This window comes from Pragia fontium (assembly GCF_900638655.1).
GTDB lineage: Bacteria > Pseudomonadota > Gammaproteobacteria > Enterobacterales > Enterobacteriaceae > Pragia > Pragia fontium.
Genome location: NZ_LR134531.1, coordinates 815,659 through 840,695, shown reverse-complemented (window position 1 = coordinate 840,695; position 25,037 = coordinate 815,659). Strand labels below are relative to the sequence as shown.

23 protein-coding genes and 1 pseudogene are annotated in these 25,037 nt (G+C 47.0%); all 24 read right to left on the bottom strand.

Going from position 1 to position 25,037, the window contains the following annotated elements; genetic code table 11:
* Window positions 1-9 precede the first annotated feature (9 nt).
* Complete coding sequence (locus EL341_RS03410) at window positions 10-294, bottom strand: IS1/IS1595 family N-terminal zinc-binding domain-containing protein (RefSeq protein WP_158487416.1); 285 nt, start codon at window positions 292-294, stop codon at window positions 10-12.
* A gap of 110 nt (window positions 295-404) precedes the next feature.
* The gene (locus EL341_RS03405; protein WP_047780042.1) at window positions 405-1,394 is read right to left on the bottom strand and encodes a hypothetical protein; all 990 of its coding nucleotides are present in this window, start codon (window positions 1,392-1,394) and stop codon (window positions 405-407) included.
* A gap of 49 nt (window positions 1,395-1,443) precedes the next feature.
* On the bottom strand, window positions 1,444-1,941 hold the full coding sequence (locus EL341_RS03400) for a fimbrial protein (RefSeq protein ID WP_074820206.1): 498 nt from the start codon (window positions 1,939-1,941) through the stop codon (window positions 1,444-1,446).
* A gap of 9 nt (window positions 1,942-1,950) precedes the next feature.
* Window positions 1,951-2,481, bottom strand: coding sequence for a fimbrial protein (locus tag EL341_RS03395; RefSeq protein WP_047780041.1), 531 nt, complete (start codon window positions 2,479-2,481; stop codon window positions 1,951-1,953).
* A gap of 16 nt (window positions 2,482-2,497) precedes the next feature.
* On the bottom strand, window positions 2,498-3,214 hold the full coding sequence (locus EL341_RS03390; protein ID WP_047780040.1) for a fimbrial biogenesis chaperone: 717 nt from the start codon (window positions 3,212-3,214) through the stop codon (window positions 2,498-2,500).
* Window positions 3,215-3,238: 24 nt separating this feature from the next.
* Window positions 3,239-5,740, bottom strand: coding sequence for a fimbria/pilus outer membrane usher protein (locus EL341_RS03385; RefSeq protein WP_074820209.1), 2,502 nt, complete (start codon window positions 5,738-5,740; stop codon window positions 3,239-3,241).
* Window positions 5,741-6,027: 287 nt separating this feature from the next.
* Window positions 6,028-6,534: a fimbrial protein gene (locus tag EL341_RS03380; protein WP_047780038.1), complete on the bottom strand. Its 507-nt coding sequence runs from the start codon at window positions 6,532-6,534 to the stop codon at window positions 6,028-6,030.
* Window positions 6,535-7,625: 1,091 nt separating this feature from the next.
* Window positions 7,626-7,847 (bottom strand): hypothetical protein, encoded by a 222-nt coding sequence (locus EL341_RS03375; RefSeq protein WP_074820210.1) that lies wholly within the window; start codon window positions 7,845-7,847, stop codon window positions 7,626-7,628.
* 370 nt (window positions 7,848-8,217) lie between these two features.
* Window positions 8,218-8,661 carry a hypothetical protein gene (locus EL341_RS03370; RefSeq protein ID WP_074820212.1) on the bottom strand — a complete coding sequence of 148 codons (444 nt, stop codon included), beginning with the start codon at window positions 8,659-8,661 and terminating at the stop codon, window positions 8,218-8,220.
* Between the two features lie 802 nt (window positions 8,662-9,463).
* On the bottom strand, window positions 9,464-9,748 hold the full coding sequence (locus tag EL341_RS03365; RefSeq protein WP_053007506.1) for an IS1/IS1595 family N-terminal zinc-binding domain-containing protein: 285 nt from the start codon (window positions 9,746-9,748) through the stop codon (window positions 9,464-9,466).
* 122 nt (window positions 9,749-9,870) lie between these two features.
* Window positions 9,871-10,599: a hypothetical protein gene (locus tag EL341_RS03360; protein WP_126467033.1), complete on the bottom strand. Its 729-nt coding sequence runs from the start codon at window positions 10,597-10,599 to the stop codon at window positions 9,871-9,873.
* A 284-nt stretch (window positions 10,600-10,883) separates the two neighbouring features.
* Window positions 10,884-11,387 carry a fimbrial protein gene (locus EL341_RS03355; RefSeq protein WP_074820218.1) on the bottom strand — a complete coding sequence of 168 codons (504 nt, stop codon included), beginning with the start codon at window positions 11,385-11,387 and terminating at the stop codon, window positions 10,884-10,886.
* A gap of 9 nt (window positions 11,388-11,396) precedes the next feature.
* Window positions 11,397-11,819: a fimbrial protein gene (locus tag EL341_RS03350; protein ID WP_232036587.1), complete on the bottom strand. Its 423-nt coding sequence runs from the start codon at window positions 11,817-11,819 to the stop codon at window positions 11,397-11,399.
* 122 nt (window positions 11,820-11,941) lie between these two features.
* The gene (locus EL341_RS03345; RefSeq protein ID WP_047782494.1) at window positions 11,942-12,664 is read right to left on the bottom strand and encodes a fimbrial biogenesis chaperone; all 723 of its coding nucleotides are present in this window, start codon (window positions 12,662-12,664) and stop codon (window positions 11,942-11,944) included.
* Between the two features lie 25 nt (window positions 12,665-12,689).
* Entirely contained in the window at window positions 12,690-15,197 is a 2,508-nt protein-coding gene (locus EL341_RS03340; protein ID WP_074820222.1) for a fimbria/pilus outer membrane usher protein, read from the bottom strand.
* A 287-nt stretch (window positions 15,198-15,484) separates the two neighbouring features.
* Window positions 15,485-15,991 carry a fimbrial protein gene (locus EL341_RS03335; RefSeq protein ID WP_074820224.1) on the bottom strand — a complete coding sequence of 169 codons (507 nt, stop codon included), beginning with the start codon at window positions 15,989-15,991 and terminating at the stop codon, window positions 15,485-15,487.
* 1,576 nt (window positions 15,992-17,567) lie between these two features.
* A pseudogene (locus EL341_RS17770) lies at window positions 17,568-17,675 on the bottom strand (peptide chain release factor 3); the annotation flags it as partial.
* Between the two features lie 400 nt (window positions 17,676-18,075).
* On the bottom strand, window positions 18,076-18,360 hold the full coding sequence (locus EL341_RS03325; RefSeq protein ID WP_126467031.1) for an IS1 family transposase: 285 nt from the start codon (window positions 18,358-18,360) through the stop codon (window positions 18,076-18,078).
* A 108-nt stretch (window positions 18,361-18,468) separates the two neighbouring features.
* Window positions 18,469-19,455 (bottom strand): hypothetical protein, encoded by a 987-nt coding sequence (locus EL341_RS03320; protein ID WP_074820226.1) that lies wholly within the window; start codon window positions 19,453-19,455, stop codon window positions 18,469-18,471.
* Window positions 19,456-19,481: 26 nt separating this feature from the next.
* Window positions 19,482-19,994 carry a fimbrial protein gene (locus EL341_RS03315; protein ID WP_053007502.1) on the bottom strand — a complete coding sequence of 171 codons (513 nt, stop codon included), beginning with the start codon at window positions 19,992-19,994 and terminating at the stop codon, window positions 19,482-19,484.
* Window positions 19,995-20,003: 9 nt separating this feature from the next.
* Window positions 20,004-20,531, bottom strand: a complete 528-nt coding sequence (locus EL341_RS03310) for a fimbrial protein (RefSeq protein WP_047780032.1) — start codon at window positions 20,529-20,531, stop codon at window positions 20,004-20,006.
* Between the two features lie 17 nt (window positions 20,532-20,548).
* A complete protein-coding gene (locus EL341_RS03305) occupies window positions 20,549-21,268 on the bottom strand; it encodes a fimbrial biogenesis chaperone (protein WP_047782491.1) in 720 nt (239 codons plus the stop codon).
* Between the two features lie 36 nt (window positions 21,269-21,304).
* Window positions 21,305-23,818 carry a fimbria/pilus outer membrane usher protein gene (locus EL341_RS03300; protein ID WP_114986239.1) on the bottom strand — a complete coding sequence of 838 codons (2,514 nt, stop codon included), beginning with the start codon at window positions 23,816-23,818 and terminating at the stop codon, window positions 21,305-21,307.
* 285 nt (window positions 23,819-24,103) lie between these two features.
* Window positions 24,104-24,610: a fimbrial protein gene (locus EL341_RS03295; protein ID WP_047780030.1), complete on the bottom strand. Its 507-nt coding sequence runs from the start codon at window positions 24,608-24,610 to the stop codon at window positions 24,104-24,106.
* Window positions 24,611-25,037 lie beyond the last annotated feature (427 nt).

Here is a 25,037-nt window from a genome sequence, read left to right as displayed (position 1 = left end):
ATATGCCGATTAACCTTTATCTAACTCAAGACTTAAAATAATTTTATTTACCCGCCGTATCGGCCAACCGGATTTTTTACTGATTTCATCGGTCGACAGTCCCTGACTTAAAAAATCCACCATCATGGTTTTAACCTGATGCTCCCAACTAGTATAAATATAATCATTCTGAAAGGTCTTGCTACAGGATGAACACCAAAACCGCTGCATGCCTGATTTTGACTTACCATGCTTTCTAACTGATTCGCCTGAAGCGCAATACTGACAAATAATATTTCTTCTTAACTTTAACATTTTAACCATCATCCAATAAAAAATAAGTTTTAACCTGATAACATCTCATCGCCTTACGTCATCACGCCTGTCACTAGTTGGCGCCCGTACGGCGCTATCGTTTAATTAAATTAATCATGTGTCGCGATTAGCCAGGCATTGCCGCTGACTAAACCGCTGCCGGTAATCTGGGAAAGTTCACTGCTGACCGTAAAGGTTTTTGATGTCTGAATCTCCGCATGAATACTTCGGGCTGAAGCTCCGGTTTGCGGATCGGTAATGGTCAGCTTAGACACCGCACCAACCCTTCCTGAGGAGTCTTTCAACGGCAGTGCACCATTCCCGTCAGCCTCATAGCTCAGCGTAAACGTCGCCTTAACTGGCGTATCGCAGGTATAAGTAATAGGGGCAGACATACGATGAGAGGTCAGACCTCGAGGCACCCCTCCATGATCGATCGTCAGGGATTGGGGACTGACAGTACAGGCAGTATCTAGCGATATGGTTCCCCCCGTTAGCACAATGGGAATGGCATATACCTTACCAGTCTCGCCTATTTGTGCACCAAAAGCGCGAATATAACCGCCCAATGGCATGGAAGGAAAGGTAACCAAATTATCAATCGGGCGATGTTTAACATAAAAGAACAGCTTAATAGGATAAGCATTCGTCAATTTCTCAGCGGGTTCATTTGCCTTTGAATTCTGATTAGAACAAACCGTTGAAGATATTGTATCTGTCCATGTATTCACTGCACCAAATTTCGACGACGCGGACATGGATAAATTTTCATTGATACGAAAACGCCCATTACTTTCTCGCGGCAAATCAATCATTGTATAGTGATATGCTGCGCCAGGCGGCTGATTGCGGGGGCCACAATTTACCAAACCACTTACCGTACTCGCAAGGATAGTAAAAGTCGCTATAAGATCCTTATCCGCCGTCGCCTGACCGCTAATGCGCACATTGGAAATAGCGGGAGATCCCTCAATCCCATAATATGGTCTAACATTATAAGGAGGCACATAATCAGCCACCGCCGACCTGATAGCCAGCAAGCCGATCAATAACCCCAGCCCCCACACGGTGCAGTATTTAATTTTGTCTGTTCTGCTCATCTGCTTATTCTCCACATCCCTTTATCAAGGATCCTTTTAGCGCATATCGCTACATATAGGTGGCAAACAACGACACGCTGGCGCTAAATTCCCCGCCCTCTAACTGAATCCCATCCTGAATAACCAACTGACCAGTAAGCACAAACAGCCCGGTCTGTATCGGCAGCCATTGGCCAACATTTAACGGTGTTTGATTGTCAGTTAACGCAATACCCACACCGATCATCGAGGTGCCTAACACATTCTGTCCCATACTGCGTATCACTCCATGGGCGGTAGGCGTCAGATACATTTTTAAGCTCTTACCCACCGGAGCCCCTGCAGTACAGAAAACCCTGATAACCGCTGATGCTTTGGCGGTATTTGCTTTCTCCACCAGCACATCACCAAACGACGCCTCCAACTCCGATTGACCGTTCATACCAGTGACCTGACACGCCGGCTCCACTATCACCGCTCTAACCGTAACGGGCACATCCGCCTGTACCGTGCCACTCGTTAGTATCAGGCTTAACAGCCCTAACACATATCGCCATCCATTTCGCATCGTCTTCTCCTACTGGTAATCCATCTCAACCGTGACCGTTGCACTATAGGAACCCGCCTTCACCGCCCCCGGTGCCAGCGCATAAACACCAAACCGGTATCGGTTAAGGCCGGTAGGACCGACCTGACTGATGGTTCCCGCCCTCACCGCTTGACCCAGCGTTATTGCTTGATCGAAACGATCTTCCAGCCCCATCACCAGACCAGTCTTGCCGCTGGTAGCTAACATCCTCACCCCATCCACCAGTTTGGTCTTCGTACTGGTAAAGGTCAGCTTCACCATCTTTCCTATCATGGTCGGCGTACACCCTTTCACACCAAAGTAAAAGTGCGTGCTTTCTGTACGCTTGTTGTTCTCAAAAAAATGTAACCTACTATTGGGTAAAGGGACTTCCTGAATGCTGCCCTCATGCTCAAGCTTGCAGCTTTCCATAATCAGCACCCCTTTAAACGTCACATCCAGATGCTTGGCCGCCCTGCTCTCAAGAGAGAGCAGCGCTAATAGCAGACAGACACTTCCCCCTATCCATCCTCTGTTCATAAGCCCCTCACTCTGTTTAGCGCGCCACGCACCGACTGCCGCTGCAACGAAACGTCAGCGTAGGACGACCACCGTAATCATTGATATAAGTTAAATAGGGCTTGCCATACGCTGCGCTTTTCACCCGAGCACTGCTGTTTGGCGCCAGCATCACCGTCTCAAAATCCCCTTCCAGTGACTGTTTTTCACTGCCAGCCAGCCCGATCACCGTGATGTAATACGGTGTTGGATTTTCTATCCGATAACCGCCACCTTCAGCATGCAATACCAGTTGATCCTGCCACACCGAGTCGGGATCACGCTTCAGCGCCTTCGGCCGGTAAAACAGCTTGATTTTGGTTTGCAGGGCTATCTGCAGCACATTCGGCTTGTCGCTGACCGGCGGAATTTCCCGCAGGTTAAGATAGAATAGTGACTCTTTATCCTGTGGCAGTTGACCAGACGCGGCGGTAATGCGGATCATACTTTTCGCCCCCGGCTCCAACCGTTGTACCGGCGGCGTGATCACTAATGGACCGCTGAGCAATTTATTCTGCTGCTCATCTTCCAGCCAGGCCTGCGCCAGATAGGGTTGTTGCTGATTCTCATTGCTGATATTCAGGCTGACGGACTTACTCCCCCCATCAAATACCACCCGAGTACGATCCAGCGTTACCGCCGCGTGTCCAATCAGCGGCGCTGACAACAACATTATTGACAGCCATAACCCACCGGCCTTAATAGATTTATTCATTATTTTCACTCACTTATCATTAAATTAATTGGCCGTCTGGCAAGGTAATAACAGATTCGATTCCCCTATCTCCGCCGGCAAGCTGACCTGGCACTGGACTTTTCCAGCCCACTCCACCTTCAGCATACTTTCTGGTGAAATACCGCTAAGCCATGCCAGTCCCTGCTCTCCCACCAGACCGACTTCACGTCCCCGGTGATCTCTGACGCTGGCACCAAACGGCGGGTAGCTGCTGTCCGCCAACCTCAGTACCGCAAACACCTTGGCCCCTTGCAATACTGAAAACTTACGATAGCCAATCGCCCCTTCCGTCAGCGAGGTTTCCACCACTCCCTGCATCGCTTCAATATCATCCGGTAAAGTATTCAGATCGATTCTGGCGGTGGTGCGGTAATAACTGTTCACATCCCCCAACACCCCGATCCCCCAGGCGTTGCTCTTAACGCCCCGACCATCTAACGGCACGCCCGCAACCCCGTCGGTACTCAACATCAGTCGGGTGCCACCGTTATATCCCGCTGGATGCAGCGCCGCCCCTTGTCCGGTCACGGTCAAGCCACCGCTGGCACTCAGTCCCACGGATGAACTGCCCTGCCCGGCCACCGCCACATTAGCGCTGACTCGGGACAAGTCACCGTTATGGGTGTACATGCCGTTAAATTGACCATTACTCGACCCTTCCCCACCGCTGTCAATACCGGCATTCAGGCTGTAGCTGTCTTGACCCACTGTGTTGTAATACCCCACCTGCTGGCTATAGCGCCCGCTATAACGACTGCCGTTATAGCTCACCGTTCCACTGCCCAGCGGCACTGACACCATCAGACTGAACATAGTGTCCTGACGCCCCTGATACTGGCTGCGGGTCACCGTGCCATTCACCGACAGGTTTCTTAAATCTAGCGACGGCAGGCTAAAATAGGTACCGATGCTGCCACCAAACTGTTCGGTCTCGCCCTGATCCCAGTAAGTCTGTTTTTCATAGTTCAACCCTACTGAGAAGTCATCAAAACGCTTATTCACGTTGACCTGATAGCGCTCTTTCTGCTGACCCCGATCGCCGCCCTGATAACGTTTATCCAAATATTCCTGCATACTGAGGAAATCTTTCTCCGAGAAGCGATAACCGGCAAACGTGACATCGGTATCCAACTTGTCAAAAAACTTAGAGTAACTAAGCCGCCAGGATTTGCCTTTCTGATCTGACTTATCGGGGAACCGAGCAGAGGTCTGGGTGACATCCAGTGCCATGGTACCCAACAGGAATAAATCGCGTCCTATCCCCAGCGCCGCCGCCTGATAGTCTTGTGATACGGTGCCACCACCGTATACCGACCAGGCATTGCTGACCCCCCAACTGATTTCACCGGCGACGAACGTCTGCCCTTGCAGATCATGCTCCCAGGTACTGGGCCTACCGCCGATCAGCTGATAGCGCACCTGTCCCGGTCGGGTCAAGTAAGGCACCGATGCGGTAGACACGCTAAACGTACGCTCTTCACCGTTCTGTTCAGTAATCTTGACGTCTAAGGTGCCGCGAATGGCGCTGTCCAGACTCTGAATACGGAACGGGCCTGCTGGTACGATACTGTCATACACTTTTCGTCCCTGCTGGGTCACTACCACCCGAGCATTGCTATTGGCCACGCCAATAATTTCCGGCGCATAATCCCTTAAACGCGGAGCTAACATTCGCTCATCGCTGGCCAGTTTCATCCCGGTATAACGCCAGGAATCAAACAAGGAGGAGTTCACATAGTCTTCCCCCAACGTCAGCGTGGACTGCAGACTGGGCAAAGGGCGATACAGATAGGCTCGAGTCAGGTCAAAGTTTCGTTGAGAAGTATTCTGTCGTCCGGAAGCCTGACTATCATTCCCCTGATAGTCGGCCCGTAACCGCCAGGCTCCGGCATTCAAACCAGCGGTGCCGTTAAAGCTGATATCCCGCTGTCGCTGACCGTCCTCGCTGCGCCTGATCGAGGTATTCAGGTTATAATCCAGCAATGCACCAGCAATACCGTTCTCCCAGCGGGAAGGCGGCAGCCAGGTCGCATCGCTGTACTCCAGCCAGGCCTGAGGTAAATTGATTTCCAGCGCGCCAGTACCCAGATTAGGCACCAGCATCACCCCCGGCAGGGCGCTAAAATCTATACATTGCTTATCATGCCAGGTGGTCAGTTTCTTGAGAGCATCTTCGGTCAGCCCCAGCTTTTCCGCCATCTCTGGCGCCAGACAAGCCTGCGGAAGCTCATTCGTTTCCGCAGCTGAATCAGAGGTGGATGGGAAAGGATAGAACGGTATCGTCATTTCATTACCCAGACTTTCTCCGTTCAATTTGATCTGCAATTGGTACTCACCGGGCATTACGTAGCCGGTCTGGGAAAAATTTGAAAAATCAATATTCGCTTTATCTTCGGCATTGAGCATATCGAGATTAAATTTGACAGCCTGTGCACTCCCTGTCATTAGCATCAATAATATCGATAACGTAATACGATTTTTTATAAACCGGGGCTGAGTTGTCATCTTTTATTCAAAGTCCTTTTCACCAGCAGTACATCACGTCTTTTACATCTCGCGATAAATTTGATTACAAACGCATTCCTTTTTTATTCTGTGAAGATTCAAAATCACCGAAAAGTCATAGCAAAAGCCAGTCCCGACATCGGTAACAGCTATGAACTATCTTTTGCTATAGTTTTGCGGTAAGACGTATTCACTCAGGGCGCTGATAAATGGCAGGACAATGTGATGCCCTGCCATACAAACGCGTACTTCTGACCGAGAATATTCCCCTCGGTCAAAGACATCGCTTATTTATAAGCAATCACGAAGTTGGCGCTGGCGCTAAAGGTACCAGGAGTAACCACAGTTGCTTCATCAGCTTTCTGAACGCCTGCAGTGTAAGTCAGGGTGTTGTCGCCGTCGGCCAGACCAGTCAGGTCTAACGCGGTACCAAATTTAATACCCTTCAGGTTAATACCTAAACCATTCGCAGTACCGTTGGTTTTCAGCAGCTCTTTACCGGCGATCTGATCGGTACTATTGAAAGTAATTTGTGCCGTTTTTTTACTCAACAGGCAGTTTTTTAACTTGATTTCAAAGTTTTCGGCAGCCACTCGGCCAGCGTTGATACCAACCACAGACAGCTGATCAAAAGTTACTTTAATATCCGTACCGTCCTGACCCGACGCCAGATCGCATGGTGAATCCACCACCTCACCGGAGAACGTTACAGTGCCCTTGTTACCAGCAGCCTGCGCGCCAAATGCGATACCGCTCGCCAGTAAAGTTGCCATGGCAATTTGAGACAGTTTCATAGTTTTTTCCTTTTCCTCTAGCTAACAACGGCACAGGTTCAATCTGCGCCTCCATATATAAAGATCCTTTGCAGAATCTTTACGTTAAAAAATAATCCAAGCAGACTAAATACCTTATTCCAACCACCCTTTTTTTAAATCAAAAGTTGGCAAGAATTCGATCTTAATTTCGTCATAAACCAATGACGAAATTAAGATTCAATAAATCACGACAGTATTTGAATATCATTTTTGGAAAGAAAATGGATAGTATCCTGCCGTTTTCTCCATATTCGGCATTATACATAAAAACTAAGGATAAAAAACCACTTTTAACATTTTTAACGATCGAAAGATCTATTTATTGTGCATTGAAAAGACATTAAAACCAAAAAACACCAAAAAACAACAGAAACACAGAGTTTTAGATCGAAAAAAATCAAATAATGCAAAGTAATATACTAAATTATTTTAAAATCTTAATTAAGCAATATATTTAAAATCAATGACAATATTAAATCCCATAAAAAAACAAGCATAAGAATACAATCAATTTATTTTTTAAAAAAAAATAACAATCATTAATCTCAGTTTAACAAAAAGAAACAAAACACAAATAATCATTATTTATCAATATGATAATAGAAATTCGATTATTAAAAATAAGACGGTAGTAGCAAAAGACATCGATAAAAAATCATTCAAAATAATAAAAAAACAAAAAAATCAACCCTTGATAAACAAAAAACAATAAAAACAAATAGAAAATAAAATAAAAAATTAAACTTTATAAAAACCATGAAATCCTGTATTAACGAATAATTTATATAACTTTACAATCAGGGATTGATTCTTTCAGCCCACGCATTTTCATATGATAACTAACAAAGACAGGCTAAAGCCCCTGATAAACTCAGCGTGAATAAATATGGGTATAATATCAATCCATGACATCGCCTTTTCCTATTCCAATCTATTAACCAGAGAGTCTCACTAACAATATAATGTAGGTTAACTAACTATCCTGACCCTGAGGAAATGTCTAATAATGTCAGTTCACTCACCGCACGAATAAAACAACAAAACACGACCCACTTGTCACTATCGTTTGGCTAATCATGTGTTGCAATGAGCCCAGCACTGCTGGTTAATACCCTGCTACAGGTAATGTCAGCAGGTTCATTGCAGACCGTAAAAGTTTTTACGGTCTGGATAGCAACTTGAATAATTCGGCTCGAAACGCCCGTGAAGTTGCCATGACAATTTGAGACGATGACATCGTTTTCTCCTTTTCCTCTAGCTCGCAACAACACTGACTCAATCTGCGCTTCCATATATAAAGATCCTTTGTAGAATCTTTACATTAAAAATAACCTTATTAAATTTATTGGTATTAAAAGAAAGGCCTAACCTGAAAAGTGGGCTTTCAAACGAAGCTGGGACAAAACGTGGAGGAAGAGAAACCACGTTTTGCCAGAAGAGAGGTCAACAGGGACAAACAAAGAAGGGATGACGCCAAGACAGGCAACATATGCATATTAATGCCGGAAAGCGATTAAGACAGCTTAAATGCTATACCGATAAGACTTATATCTAATCAATCACAACAGCGAAAAAACGTTGCTTAATGGAGACTATCAGCAACGATTCACCGTATTCCAGCAAACCGCTGACTATATGGTAACGGCATTGCTCCATCTCTTATTAATCGTGTGTTGCAATTAGCCAAGCACTGCCAGTGACGACACCGCTGCCGGTAATCTGGGAAAGTTCACTGCTGCCCGTAAGGGTTTTTGATGTCTGAATCTCTGCATGAATACTTCGGCCGGAAGCACCGGTTTGCGGATCGGTAATGGTCAACTTAGACACCGCCCCCGTTTTTCCTGCTGCATCTTTCAAGGGTAATGCACCATTACTGTTAGCCTCATAGCTCAACGTAAACGTCGCCTTAACCGGCGCATTGCAAGTATAAGTAATCGGCGCTGTCGTTCGATGGGATGATAAACCAACCGGCACTGTACCATGATTTAAGGTCAGGACTGTCGGATTCACAGTACACGAGGTGGATAACGCTATCGTTCCCCCCATCAGCATATACGGAATGGCATAAGCCTTCTGGCGGGCACCATTTCGGTGCGCCAAAACCATAAACATATCCCCAATGGCATGGAAGGAAAAGTAATTAAATTATCAATAGGACGATGTTTGAGATAAAAAGACAGGGTAACGGGAAAAGCCCACCACAGTAAATTGGCTTCTCGATAACGCTCCTGTACTACACTGCTGGAACAAATTGTTGAATATTTCTCTTCATAATTACCCAGTGAATTACTATTCGTCAGAACCACCGACATGGATAAATTCTCATTAATCCGATAACTCCGCTTTCAAGATCTATCGGCAAATCAATCTACATATAGTGATATGCATCACCAGCAGGCAAATTTCCAGGTCCGCAATCCATGGTTCCAGAGACCGTATCCCTTTTGATTACGTGCTGAAATATCAGCCCAGTATCCGTCTCTGCCACCCCACTAATAGTCACCTTAGCAATAGCCGTCTTAGCGATAACGTTATAATTGGCAAAAGCTGACCTAAAACTCAGTAAGCCGAGCAATAAACCCTAGCCCCCACACGGTGAGGTATTTTATTTTGCCTGTTTCATTCATCTGTTTATTCTCCATATCCCTTTTATCGGGAATATTTTCACTACATCTCACTACATACAACAGGCAAATAACGATACACCGGCGCTAAATTCTCAGCCCGCCACGACAGTGTGCCATCCTGAATAACCGCTTACCCGAAAAACCATCAATACAGCTTAAATGCTATACCGATAAGCCTGGCATTGAGTGAATCACCACAGCGAGAAAACGTTGCTTAGTTGAAATTATCAGCAACTATTAACTAACGCGAAAATAGAGAACTGTCCGGCTGTTTATGCCGGTTAAGCTTTATCCAATTCCAGACTTAAAATAATTTTATTCACTCGACGTACCGGCCAACCTGATTTTCTACTGATTTCATCGGTCGACAGTCCCTGACTTAAAAAATCCATCATCATGGTTTTAACCTGATGTTCCCAACTGGTGTAAATATAGTCATTCTGAAACGTCTTGCTACAGGATGAGCACCAAAAGCGCTGCATACCTGATTTTGACTTACCATGCTTTCTGACCGATGCGCCCGAACCACAGAATTGACAAATAATATTTTTATTTAACCGTAACATCTCATCAATCACCTATTAAAAAATTATGTTTAACCTGACAACCTGGCACCTTCAGGCATCCCTCATCACCGTATTCAGGAAAACCGATGACTATATGGCACCAGCATTGCTCCATCTCTTTATTAATCATGTGTCGCAATTAACCAGGCACTGCCGCTTACTGCACCGCTGCCGGTAATCTGGGAAAGTTCGCTACTGACCGTAAAGGTTTTTTCTTTCTGGATAGCCGCTTTAATCGTTCGTCCTGAGGTGCCAGTTTGCGGATCGGTAATGGTCAGCTTAGATACAGCACCGGTTCTTCCTGCCGAGTCTTTTAACGGCAGCGCGCCATTTCCGTCAGCGTCATAGCTCAGTTTAAAAGTCGCCCTTACCGACGAATCACAGGTATAAGTAATAGGGACGGACACGCGATGAGAGGCCAGACCAACTGGCACTGTCCCATGGTTTAAGACCAAAGCCGTTGGATTCACGGTACAAGTGCTGGGTAATTGTATGGTTCCCCCCATCAACACAATGGGAATAGCATAAACCTTATCCGTTACCCCTCTTGCGCCACCAAAACTACGAATATATCCCCCCAACGGCATGGCAGGAAAAGTAATCAAATTATCAATGGGACGATGTTTGACATAAAAAGACAGGGTAATAGGATAAGCATTCGCCAATTTCGAGGCAGGCTCAAATTTCGCTGAGTTATTGTTAGAACAAACCGCTGAATATTGATTATTTATCCATGTTCCTAGTGAACCATTCGCCGCCGTCGCCGACAGGGATAAATTGTCATTGATCCGATAACGACTATAATTGTCGGTATCCCTTGGCAAATCAATCAACGTATACTGATACGCCATATTAGGCGGCTCATTACGGTCACCACAATTTACCTCGCCCGATACCGTAGCGCTGCTGATAACAAACGTCGTTATCAGCCCGGTATCCACTGTCGCCTTGCCACTAATAGTTACCTGGGAGATAGCTGTAGTGGCTGTAACATTATAAATAGCAGCAGCTGGCCGGATACACATCAAACCGATGAATAACCCGAGCCCCCACATGATGAAACTTTTTATTGTGCCTGTTCTATCCATCTAATTATTCTTCCGCATTTGATCAAGGATATGTTTAGCGCATCTCACTACATATAACTGGCAAATAATGACATGTCGGCACTAAACTCCCCGCCTTCTAAGCTGATCCCATCCTGAATGACCAACCGCCCGGTTAGCGTCAATACCCCGGCTTTCATCGGAACCCATTGACCTATATTTAACGGTGTTTGATTACCCGTTAACGCAATACCGACTCCGCTCATTGAGGTGCCTAACACATTCTGTCCCATGCTACGCATCACCCCATGGGAGGTGGGTGTTAGATACATTTTTAAGCTCTTACCCACCGGTGCTCCGGCAGTACATTTAACCCTGATCCCGACCGATTTCTCGGCTTTCGCCGTACCGGCATGCTGTACCAGTACATCACCAAACGGCACTTCCAGCTTTGTTTCGCCGTTTACACCGCTCACCTGACACGCTGGCGCGACGATCACTGCACTAACGGTAATAGGCACATCCGCCTGGACTACCGCACTCGTCAGCATCAGGCTTAACAGACCTAACCCATATCGCCATCCATTTCGCATCATCATCTCCTACTGATAGTCAACTTCGACTGTGACCATCGCGCTATAGCTGTCCGCTTTCACCGCCCCCGGTGCCAAGGCATAAGCACCAAACTGGTATCGGTTAACCCCTTCCGGACCGACCTGACTGATGGGTCCGGCCTTCACTGCTTGACCCAGAGTAATTACCTGACCGGCACCATCTTCCAGACCAATCACCAAACCGGTATTGCCGCTAGTGGCTAACATCGCTACCCCGTTTACCTGTTGAGTCTGTGCACTGCTAAAGGTCAGTTTCACCGTCTTGCCCATCATGGTTGGCGTGCACCCTTTCAAGCCAAAGTAAAAGGGCGAGGTTTCCGTACGACTGTTACGGTCAAAAAAATGTAACGTTTTGGTGGGCAAAATAACTTCCTGATGGCCGCCTTCCTGCTCTAATTGACAGCTTTCCATCAACAGCACCCCGTTAAACCTCACATCCAAGTGCTTAGCCGCCCTGCTTGTTACAGAGAGCATTAAAAGCAAACAGAAACTTCCTGCTAACCATCCTCTGTTCATCAATTCGCCCACCTTGTTTAACGTGCTACGCATCGACTACCGCTGCAACGAAATGCCAGCGTAGGGCGACCACCGTAATCGTTGATATAGGTTAAATAGGGCTTGGTATAAACCGCGCTTTTCACTCGAGCACTGCCGTTCGGCCCCAGCATCACCGTCTCAAAATCCCCTTCCAGTGACTGTTTTTCACTGCCACCCAAACCAATCACCGTCACGTAATACGGGGTTGGGTTCTCTATCCGATAACCGCCACCTTCAGCATGCAACACCAATTGATCCTGCCAAACCGAACCAGGATCACGCTTCAGCGCCTTCGGTCGGTAAAACAATTTGATTTTGGTTTGCAGGGCTATCTGCAGCACATTTGGCTTGTCACTCACCGGCGGAATTTCCCGCAGGTTAAGATAAAACAGTGACTCTTTATCCTGTGGCAATTGACTCGACGCCGCCGCGGTAATACGGATCATACTTTTCGCTCCCGGCTCCAAACGTTGTACCGGCGGCGTGATCACCAATGGACCGGTCAGCAACTTATTCTGCTGCTCATCCTCCAGCCAAGCCTGTGCCAGATAGGGCTGCTGCTGATTATCATTGCTGATATTCAGGCTGACGGACTTGCCGCCGCCATCAAACACCACCCGAGTGCGATCCAGCGTCACCGCTGCTTGACCCGATAAAGGTAAAATCAGCAAGGTGATAAAAATCCCAACGATGCGGGCGGTAATTTGTTTGTTTTTCATATCCATTCACTCACTTATTAATCACTTAATTAGATTCCAACGCCTGACAGGGTAATAGCAGATTCGATTCCCCTATCTGCGCCGGCAGGCTAACCTGACATTGCACTTTTCCAGCCCATTCCACCTTCAGCGTACTTTCTGGTGAAATACCGCTAAGCCAAGCCAGTCCTTGTTCTCCGACCAGACCCACTTCACGTCCTCGGCTGTCTCTGACGCTGGCACCAAATGGCGGATAACTGCTGTCCACCAGCCTTAACACCGCAAACACCTTAGCGCCCTGTAATACTGAAAACTTGCGATAACCAATCGCCCCTTCCGTCAGCGAGGCTTCAACCACCCCTTGAGTCGCTTCAACATTGTCCGGTAAGGTATCCAGATCGATCCGGGCGGTGGTACGGTAGTAACTGTTCACATCTCCCAGCACCCCGATCCCCCAAGCGTTACTCTTAACTCCCCGACCATCTAACGGTACGCCTGCCACCCCGTCGGTACTCAGCATCAACCTGGTACCGCCGTTATACCCGGCCGGGTGCAATGCCGCGCCCTGACCAGTCACCGTCAAACCACCACTAGCACTCAGCCCCACTGAGGAACTGCTCCGCCCGGCTACCGCCACATTAGCGCTGACTTTGGACAAGTCGCCGTTATGGGTGTACATACCATTAAATTGACCGTCGCTCGACTCTCCGCCACCACTATCAATGCCGGCATTCATACTGTAACTGTCTTTCCCCACCAGACCGTAGTACCCCACCAGCTGGCTATAGCGCCCGCTGCGACGGCTACCGTTATAGCTCACCGTGCCACTACCCAGCGGCACCGACACCATCACACTGACCATGTCGTCCTTACGTCCCTGATACTGGCTGCGGGTCACTGTGCCATTCACCGACAGGTTTCTTAAATCCAGCGATGGCAAATTAAAATAGGTGCCCACACTGCCACCAAACTGTTCGGTCTCACCCTGATCCCAGTAGGTCTGTTTTTCATAGTTCAAACTCAGTGAAAAAGCATCGAAACGCTTATTCACGTTGACCTGATAGCGTTCTTTCTGCTGACCCCGATCGCCGCCCTGATAACGCTTATCCAAATATTCCTGCATACTGAGGAATTCTTTCTCCGAGAAGCGATAACCGGCAAACGTGACATCGGTATCCAACTTGTCAAAAAATTTGGAGTAACTGAGCCGCCAGGATTTGCCTTTTTGATCCTCTTTATCAGGGAACCGCGCGGTAGTCTGGGTAACGTCCAGCGCGATGGTGCCCAACAGGAACAGATCGCGACCCACCCCTAGTGCTGCCGCCTGATAGTCTTGCGATACGGTGCCACCACCGTATACCGACCAAGCATTGCTGACCCCCCAGCTAATTTCACCGGCGACGAACGTCTGCCCTTGCAGATCGTGATCCCAAGTACTGGGGCGCCCGCCAATCAGCTGATAACGTACCTGTCCCGGTCGGGTCAGGTACGGCACCGATGCGGTAGATACGCTGAACTTTCGTTCTTCCCCATTCTGTTCAGTAATGGTGACGTCTAACGTCCCTCGAATGGCGCTGTCCAAGCTCTGAATACGAAACGGGCCTGCTGGCACAGTACTGTCATACACTTTTCTCCCCTGCTGGGTCACCGTCACCCGAGCATTGGTATTGGCCACGCCGATGATTTCCGGCGCATACTCCCTTAAACGCGGCGGTAACATCCGCTCATCACTGGCCAGCTTCATCCCGGTATAACGCCAGGAATCAAATAAGGAGGAGTTCACATAGTCTTCCCCCAGCGTTAGCGTGGACTGCAAGCTGGGTAAAGGTCGGTATAAATAAGCCCGGGTCAGGTCAAAGTTTCGTTGAGAAGTATTCTGTCGCCCGGAAACCTGGCTGTCGCTGCCCTGATAGTCGGCCCGTAATCGCCAGGCACCGGCATTCAACCCAGCGGTACCATTAAAGCTGATATCCCGCTGGCGCCGACCATCCTCAGAACGGCTGAACGAGGTATTCAAGTTATAGTCCAACAGCCCACCGGCAATACCGTGATCCCAGCGGGAAGGTGGTAGCCAGGTCGCATCGCTATACTCCAGCCAGGCCTGAGGCAGATTGACGTCCAGCGCACCGGCCCCTAAATCAGGCACCAGCGTCACCCCCGGCAGGGTGCTAAAGTCTATGCATTGATTATCATGCCAGGTGGTCAGTTTCTTAAGAGCGTCTTCAGTTAGCCCCAGCTTTTCCGCCATCTTCGGTGCCAAACAGGCCTGCGGAAGAGGATCTGAAGCTGAAACCGCATCCGTAGTAGATTGAAAGGGATAGAACGGTATCGTCATTTCATTACCCAGACTTTCCCCGTTCAATTTGATCTGTAATTGGTACTCGCCGGGCATCACATAGCCGGTCTGGGAGAAATTTGAAAAATCAATATTCGCTTTATCTTCGGCATCGAGCATATTGAGATTGAATTGGACAGCCTGTGCACTCCCTGTCATTAGCACCAACAATATCGATAACGTAATACGATTTTTTATAAACCGGGGCTGAATCTTCATCTTTTATGCAAAGTCCTTTTCATCAGCAGTGCATCACGTCTTTTACATCTCGTGGTAAAACAAATTACCAACGCATCCTTTTATTCTGCGAAAACTCAAAATAATCGAAGAGTTATAGCAAAAGACTGTCCCGGCAGCGGTAAACGTTATGGACAACTTTTTGCTATCGTTCTACTGATAAGAAGCATTCATGTTATATGTTGATAAAAATGGCAGGACCGTGTGATGCCCTGCCATACAGACGAGTTCTTCTGACCGAGAATGTTCCCCTTGGTCAAACACGTCGCTTATTTATAGGCAATCACGAAGTTGGTGCTGGCGGTAAAAGTACCGGCAGTAACTGAGGTTTCACCATCCGCTTTCTGAACGCTTGCGGTATAGGTCAGGGTGTTGTCGCCGTCGGCTAAACCAGTCAGGTCTAACGCAGTACCAAAGGTAATCCCTTTCAGGCTGATACCTAAACCAGTAGCAGTACCGTTGGTTTTCAGCAGGTTTTTATCGGCCATCAGGTCAGTACTGGTGAAAGTAATAGCCGCGGTTTTTTTACCCATAACGCAGTTTTTTAACTTGATCTCAAAGTTTTCGGTTGCCACTCGGCCACCGTTTAGTCCCGCCATAGACAGCTGGCCAAAGTCTACTTTAATATCCGTACCGTCTTGACCCGCCGACAGATCGCATGGTGAATCCACCACTTCACCGGAGAACGTCACAGTACCCTTGTTACCGGCAGCCTGAGCGCCGAATGCAATACCGCTCGCCAGTAAAGTTGCCATGGCAATTTGAGACAGTTTCATAGTTTTTTCCTTTTCCTCTAGCTCACAACGGCACAGGTTCAATCTGCGCCTCCATATATAAAGATCCTTTGTAGAACCTTTACGTCAAAATGACATCATCAGGCTAAATGCCTTATTACAACCACCCTTTAATAATTAAGGATGAGAAATAAAATCGGTATAAATCTCGCACAAAAAACAAATGAGAAATTAAACACCCATAAGGAATGACAGTATTTAAACATCATTTTTGGAAAGAAAATGGATAGTATCCTGCCGTTTCCCCTACGTTCGGCATTATACACACAAACAGGAATAAAAAACCACTAAACACACTTTTGACGATCGAATGATCTATTTAAGTCAAAAAACAAAGACGGTAAAGCCAATAATCACTAAAAATCAACAACAAAGCAGAGCTTTAGATCGAAATAAATAAGAATAACAGCGATAATATACTAAATTTTTTTTAAAATTATTCGATCAACTTATTTAAAGTTATTAAATACCTATAAAAAACAAACAATAAAAATAATCAATATTTATCTAAAAAAAACACCATTATTATTAAAATTTATTTAACTATAATGAATAAAATAAATAAATACATTAAATTTCAAATAGATAAATAAGAATAACTCATGAAGCATTAAATTAAAAAGACACTAAAAACTCAATGAAAATCACTTCAATCATTAAAAATATAAAAAAACAACCCTTATGAAATAAAAAAACAAATCAAAGCCAACACATAAAAAAACAAAAAACACACAAAAAGAACCAAACCACCAACTCATTAGCACCCTGATAATAACGAACTCACCAATCCTATTATGATTAGTGAAATAAAAAACAGATAAAAAGTAACTTTTATAAAACCTAAAATAGAAAAATCATGACAAGCAACCCGTACAGGAAAAGCAATTTTTTAATTATTTTATATCTATGTTTTACCGAACAAACCAACACATTGTCATACAAATATCACTCAAAACAGGTTAAGTAACATTATTACAGGCCAGATGATCAAAACCGCCTTCTCTTCTAACCAATTCTTGGTTAACGCTACTGTCTGCCTCAAATCGACCTGAATACCAGATAACAATAGGCTTGCAGCCTTAGTGTATTGAGAAAGGCTCTGCCGATATCGGTTATCCCTCCTCACGAAGGAAATACCGGTGTTACGGCAAAACTGATGGAAGACAATCGATGAAAAACGCTCAGTCACACACCGCTGAGCCATTTTATTTTGCCCATAGCGTAAAAAAACGCCTGATGTAAAACATCAGGCGTTTCAGATTGTTGATAAAGTACTCATATACGCAATCGTCGGGAGAGACGGGTGTGGGGGTCGTAGCGGGCTTGCCCGCCGGAGTGCCCGTAACCCGGCTAGGCACGACGCACGCTAAAGTTGAATACTGATGTCCTTCCGGCTGAGCACTTAGGTGATATTCACTCAAGATTTTTACAGCCGAAACAACCATTGATGCTGATTAAAAAGTTTGCCAGCAGCCTCAAACGCCTGATGTAAAACATCAGGCGTTTAATGATTGAATTGCGCAGGTCAGTCCAGAACTAACTCAGAAAATAAAACCCATTAATGTTCCCGGGTTTTACGGAACATAATATCCAGATATCGCTCTTGCGTTAGGTTTAGATTAACCATAGTTGGTGCGATATAGCTCAGGTTATCACCACCGTCTAATGGTTACGTTTAGTTAGTGCTTACGCTTAAACTCTTCCAGCGTTTCCTATTGCCACTCTCCATCCAACAAGCAATAGATACGTTAAGTAAGCTCACTTATGGGGATTAAAAGGAATGCTTAACCTGACTAGCAGGCTTTCAAACGAGACTAGAGCAAAACGTGGAATAAGATAAATCACGTTTTGCCTGACGGTAGATCGAGAGGAATGAACAGCTACAGGAATAATAGCAAGGCTGACAACAAATGCATGTTAATGCCGGAAAGCTATCAATACACCTTAAAGGCGATACCGATAAGCCTTGCGTCTAACCAATCACAACGGCGAGAAAACGCTGCTTAGCTGAGATAATCAGCAACGATTAACGTGAAAATAGAGAAGAGACGGGCTATTTACGCCAGTTAATCTTTATTTAACTTAAGACTTGAAATCATTTTCTTCACCCGTCGTGCAGGCCAACCCGATTTTTTACTGATTTCATCGGTTGACAGCCCCTGACTTAAAAAATCAACCATCATGGTTTTAGCCTGCTGCTCCCAACCGGTATAAATATAATCATTCTGAAATGTCCGGCTACAGAATGAACACCAAAAACGTTGTATACCCGCTCTTGACTTACCGTGCTTTCTGACTAGTGCGCCTGAACCACAGAATTGGCAAATAGTATTTTTTTTTGACTGTAGCATCTTACCCATCATCCAATAAAAATTAGGTTTAGCCTGACAATATCCCATCACCTTATGCCATCATGCCTATAGATATCAGCCAGAGGCATATCGCTATATATTGATTGATTAATTATGCACCGCAGTTAACCAGGCGCTGCCCGTGAATGCACCATTGCCGATAGTTTGAGAAAGTTCGCTGCTAACTGTAAAAGTCTTCTCAGTCTGAATCTTTGTTTTAATGGTGGTGCCTGATGCATTGGTTTGCGGATCGGTAATGGTCAACTTGGACACTGCGCCAGTTAGCCCTTTCGCATCTTTCAACGGCAAATAACCATCCCCGTTAGCCTCATATTCTATTGATAATGTCGCATCCACAGGTGAATCACAGGTATAAGTAATAGGTGTCGAGGTGCGATGGGATGGTGTGCCACTCGGCAATATTCCATGGTCTATTACCAACGCAGTCGGATTCGCGGTACAGCTATTTTTTAACTGCAGTGTGCCCCCCTCCAACCGAATTGGAATGGCATACTTCTTCGACTCGAGTCCTTGTGGCCCACCGAAACTGCGAAGATACCCCCCTAAAATCATTGTTGGAAAGGTAATCACATTATCAATAGGGCGACTTTCGAGATAAAAGTTTAATTCAATAGGAAAAGCAACCGACATGTAATCGGCCTCGACACTTGCTACGATCCCCGGCCCCATATCGCTAGAACACCCCCTTGCATATGCATTTATCCATTGACCTAATGAATTATTAGCCGCCGTCGCAGAAAAGGATAAGTTTTTATTAATCATATAGCGGCCTGCGCTATTTTTCGGTAAATCAATCAAGGTATAGTGCCATGCCTTATACGCATCCCCATTTGCTGGTCCACAATTTACTATGCCACTCACCGTATATGCATCGATAATAAACTTCGATATATAGCCAACACCCGCCGAAACATTGCCTTTAATAGTTACTCTGGAAATAGCGCTGTCAGCGACAGCATTGTAGGCAGCAACAGCCGGTCTCATCGCCATCAAACCGATGGATACCCAGAGCCCCAACACTGTGAAGTATCTTATTTTGCTTGTTCTGCCCATTTGTTCATTCTCCAGATACATTTAACCTCTCCCTTTCCACCGGCTCACTACATATAGGTGGCAAACAATGACGCACTGGCACTAAATTCCCCACCGACTTCCACATTAGTGCCATCTTGCATAACCAACTGCCCGGTGAGCCTAAATAGTCCGGCTTGTATCGGCAGTCCTTGACCAATATTGAACGGTCTTTGAGCATTCGTTAATGCAATACCCACTCCAGTCATTGACGTACCCAGCACATTCTGTCCAAGAGCTGGCACAATTCCATAGGACGTTGGCGTAAAATACATTTTCAAGCTCTTACCCGCTGGTGGGCCGCCACTACACGTGACCCTGATATTCACCGACTGTTCCGCTTTGGCAGTACCCACATACTGAAATGCGACATCGCCAAATGGCATCTCCAGCTGGGTTTCTCCGTTTTCACCCGATACTTGACACGCCGGTTCCAGTAGCGTCACTTTTACTGTAACAGGCACATCCGCCTGTACTGCGCCACTCGCTAACATCAAACTCAGCAGGCCATATAATCCATATCGCTGGCTATTTAGTCGCATGATTCTCTCCTACTGATAATCCACTTCAAATGTAACCGTCGCACTATAGCTACCCGCCTTCACCGCCCCCGGAGCCAGAGCATATGCAGCAAACTGGAATCGGTTAACCCCCACCGGACCAACCTGACTAATGCTTCCAACGTTTACCGCTTGACCCAGCGTTATTGCCTGACCGGCACCGTCTTCCAAACCAATCACCAGACCGGTATTGCCGCTGGTGGCTAACATAGCCACCCCATTCACCAGTTGAGTCTGCGCACTGCTAAAGGTCAATTTCACCACTTTTCCCATTGTGCTTGAGGTACAGCCGATCAAACCAAGGGTAAACGGCGTGCTTTCGGTACGTGTCTGGCGATCAAAAAAATGTAGCGTTTTAGTGGGTAAGGGGATCTCCTGATAACCACCCACCGAATCAAATTCGCAACTTTGCGCCAGCAACCTCCCGTTAAAGACCACATTCAGATTGTCGTCCGCTCGGCTCGCTAAAGAGAGCAGCAAAAGTAGGCAGACACTTAATCCCATCCATCTCCTGTTCATCAGCCCTCTCCCCCTGTTTAGCGAGCCACGCACCGACTACCGTTGCAACGAAATGCCAGCGTAGGACGCCCACCGTAATCATTGATATAAGTTAAATAGGGTTTGCCATAAGCCGCACTTTTCACTTTGACACTGCTATTTGGTGACAGCATCACCGTCTCAAAGTCCCCTTCCAGTGACTGCTTCTCACTGCCACCCAGTCCGATCACCGTGATGTAATACGGCGTTGGATTCTCTATCCGATAACCGCCACCCTCAGTATGCAAGACCAGTTGATCTTGCCAAACTGAACCGGGATCGCGCTTCAGCGCCTTTGGCCGATAAAACAGTTTAATTTTGGTTTGCAGCGCTATCTGCAGCACATTTGGCTTGTCGCTCACCGGCGGAATTTCCCGCAGGTTCAGATAGAATAGAGACTCTTTATCCTGTGGTAATTGACCGGATGCCGCGGTAATGCGGATCATACTCTTCGCCCCGGGCTCCAGCCGTTGGACCGGCGGTGTGATCACCAAAGGGCCGGTCAACAACTTATTTTGCTGTGCATCTTCCAGCCAAGCCTGAGCCAGATAAGGCTGCTGCTGATTATCATTGCTGATATTCAAACTGACGGACTTGCTGCCACCATCAAAAACTACCCGAGTGCGATCCAGCGTCACTGCAGCCTGACCGGATAAAGGTAAGATCAGCAAGGTGATAAAAAATCCAACAAGTCGGGCTGTAATCTGTTTATTTCTCATATTAATTAACTCACTTATCATTTACTTATCATTCACTTAATTAGATGCCGTCACCGGACAAGGTAATAACAGATTCGATTCCCCTATCTGTGCCGGTAGGCTAACCTGACATTGCACTTTTCCAGCCCATTCCACCGTCAGCATACCCTCTGGTGAAATACCACTGAGCCATGCCAGTCCCTGCTCTCCCACCAGACCGACTTCACGTCCCCGGTGGTCTCTGACGCTGGCGCCAAACGGCGGATAACTGCTGTCCGCCAGCCTTAACACTGCAAAAACCTTGGCGCCCTGCAACACCGAAAAACGGCGAAAGCCAATCGCCCCTTCCGTCAGCGCCGCTTCCACCACGCCCTGCATCGCTTCAACATCATCCGGCAAGGTATCCAAATCTATTCGGGCGGTGGTGCGGTAATAACTGTTCACATCCCCCAGCACCCCGATCCCCCAGGCGTTACTCTTAACACCCAGTCCGTCTAACGGCACGCCCGCAACCCCATCGGTACTCAACATCAGCCGGGTACCACCGTTATACCCGGCCGGGTGCAATGCCGCGCCCTGACCAGTCACCGTCAAACCACCGCTGGCGCTCAGACCTAATGATGAGTTTCCCCGGCTGGCAAAAGCCACATTACCGCTGACTCTGGCCAAATCGCCATTGTGGGTGTACATGCCATTAAATTGCCCCGTGGTTGAGTCATTCCCGCCGCTGTCAATGCCGGCATTCATGCTGTAGCTGTCCTGACCAACTAATCCGTAATACCCCATCTGTTGGCTATAACGCCCACGGCTACGGCTACCGTTATAGCTCACTGTTCCACTACCCAACGGCACCGATATCATCACACTAACCATGTCATCTTGACGCCCCTGATACTGGCTGCGGGTCACCGAACCACTCACCGATAAATTTCTTAAATCCAGCGATGGCAGGTTAAAGTATGTGCCTACGCTGCCACCAAACTGTTCGGTATCTCCCCGATCCCAGTAGGTCTGGCGCTCATAGTTCAGCCCCAGCGAAAAGGCATCGAAACGCTTATTCACGTTCACCTGATAGCGCTCTTTCTGCCGGCCACGATCGCCGCCCTGATAACGCTTATCCAGATACTCCTGCATACTGAGGAAGTTTTTCTCCGAGAAGCGATAGCCAGCAAATGTCACGTCCGCATCCATCTGGTCAAAAAACTTGGAGTAACTGAGCCGCCAGGATTTACCTTTCAGTTCTTCTTTATCAGGGAACCTCGCGGTGGTCTGAGTAACGTCCAGTGCAACAGTGCCCAACATGAACAAATCGCGTCCCACCCCCAATGCAGCCGCTTGATAGTCTTGCGAGACCGTGCCGCCACCGTAGACTGACCAGGCATTGCTGACTCCCCAACTGATTTCGCCGGCGACGAACGTCTGCCCTTGCAGGTCGTGATCCCAGGTACTCGGTCGCCCGCCAATCAACTGATAACGCACCTGCCCAGGTCGAGTCAGGTAGGGAACCGATGCAGTGGACACACTAAACTTACGCTCTTCGCCATTCTGTTCAGTAATAGTGACGTCCAGCGTGCCGCGAATGGCACTGTCCAGGCTCTGAATACGAAACGGGCCTGCTGGTACGACACTGTCATATACTTTTCGGCCCTGCTGGGTGACCGTTACTCGAGCATTGGTATTAGCCACGCCGATAATTTCCGGCGCATAATCCCTCAAGCGCGGCGGTAACATCCGCTCATCGCTGGCCAGCTTCATCCCGGTGTAGCGCCAGGAATCAAACAGGGAGGAGTTAACATAGTCTTCCCCCAGCGTCAGCGTGGACTGCAGGCTCGGCAAGGGGCGATACAAATAGGCTCGGGTCAGATCAAAGTTTCGTTGAGAATAACTCTGTCGCCCGGAAACCTGACTATCTCGGCCCTGATAGTCTGCTCGTAAACGCCAAGCACCGGCATTCAATCCGGCGGTACCGTTAAAGCTGATGTCCCGTTGGCGCTGACCGTCCTTAGAACGGCTAAATGAGGTATTCAGGTTATAGTCCAGCAGCCCGCCGGCAATACCGTTATCCCAGCGGGAATGTGGCACCCAGGTTGCATCGCTGTACTCCAGCCAGGCCTGAGGCAAATTGATTTCCAACGCAGCGGCCCCCAGATTTGGGGTCAGCATTACTCCTGGCAGGGCACTAAAGTCTATGCATTGATTATCATGCCAGGTGGTCAATTTCTGGCGGGCAGCATTGGTCAACCCCAGTTTTTCCGCCATCTCAGGTGCTAAACAGGCCTGAGGCAGTTCATCCGAGTCTGAAGCTGAAGTCAGATCCGTTGCGGATTGAAAGGGATAAAACGGTATCACCATCTCATTGCCCAGACTTTCCCCGTTCAATTTGACCTGTAATTGGTACTCACCGGGCATCACATAGCCGGTCTGGGAAAAATTTGAAAAATCAATATTCGCTTTATCTTCGGCATTGAGCATATCGAGATTGAATTTGACAGCCTGTGCATTTCCCGTCACTAGCATCAATAATATCGATAACGTAATACGATTTTTTATAAACTGGGGCTGAGTTGTCATCTTTTATTCAAAGTCCTTTTTACCAGCAATACATCATGTCTTTTACATCTCGTGGTAAACCGAATTACAAATACATCCTTTTATTCTGTGAGTACTCAAAATCACTGAAGAGTCATAGCAAAAACCTGAGCCAACATGGGTAACCGTCATGGACAACTTTTTGCTATAGCTCTGCGGTAAGTAACGTTCACGCGTGGTGCTGATAAAATGGCAGGACAGTGTGATGTCCTGCCATACAAACGAGTTCTTCTGACCGAGCGTTTCCGCTACGGTTAAAGATGTCGCTTATTTATAAGCAATTTCGAAGTTAGCGCTGGCGGTAAATGCCCCCGCAGTAACATCGGTGGCTTCATCGGCTTTCTGAACACCGGCAATGTAAGTCAAAGTCTGATCGCCGTTGGCCAAGCCATTCAGTTCCAGCGCGGTACCAAAAGTAATATTATTCAGTTTGATACCTAAACCAGTTGCATCACCATTGGTTTTCAGCAGGTTTTTACCCGCGATCTGGTCAGTACTGGTGAAAGTAATCGCCGCAGTTTTTTTATCAATAACGCAGTTTTTTAACTTGATTTCAAAGTTTTTAGTTGCCACTCGGCCACCATTTAGCCCAGCAACAGACAGCTGACCAAAGTCCACTTTAATATCCGCACCGTCTTGACCCGCCGCCAGATCGCATGGTGAATCCACCACCTCACCGGAGAACGTTACAGTGCCGGTGTTACCAGCAGCCTGCGCGCCAAATGCGATACCGCTCGCCAGTAAAGTTGCCATGGCAATTTGAGACAGTTTCATAGTTTTTTCCTTTTCCTCTAGCTAACAACGGCACAGGTTCAATCTGCGCCTCCATATATAAAGATCCTTTATAGAACCTTTACGTTAAAAAATGCCGAAACCAGGCTAAAACCCTTTATTAAACACCCTTTACAAATAAGAACTTGGAAATAAAATCGGTGTGAAATACGCACTAAAAATAAACCAGGCATTAAACACACACAGTTTAAGGTGGTATTTAAATATCATCATTGGAAAGAAAATGAATTTTATCACAACACCTTCTCCATACCCGGCATTATACATAAAGAATAAGAATAAAAAACCACTATAAACACTTATAACGATCGAATGATCTATATATGTGACAATTACAAGACATAACACCAATTAAAAACCAGAAAACAACATAAGAGCAGAGTTTTAAATCGAAATAAGCAGAATTGGA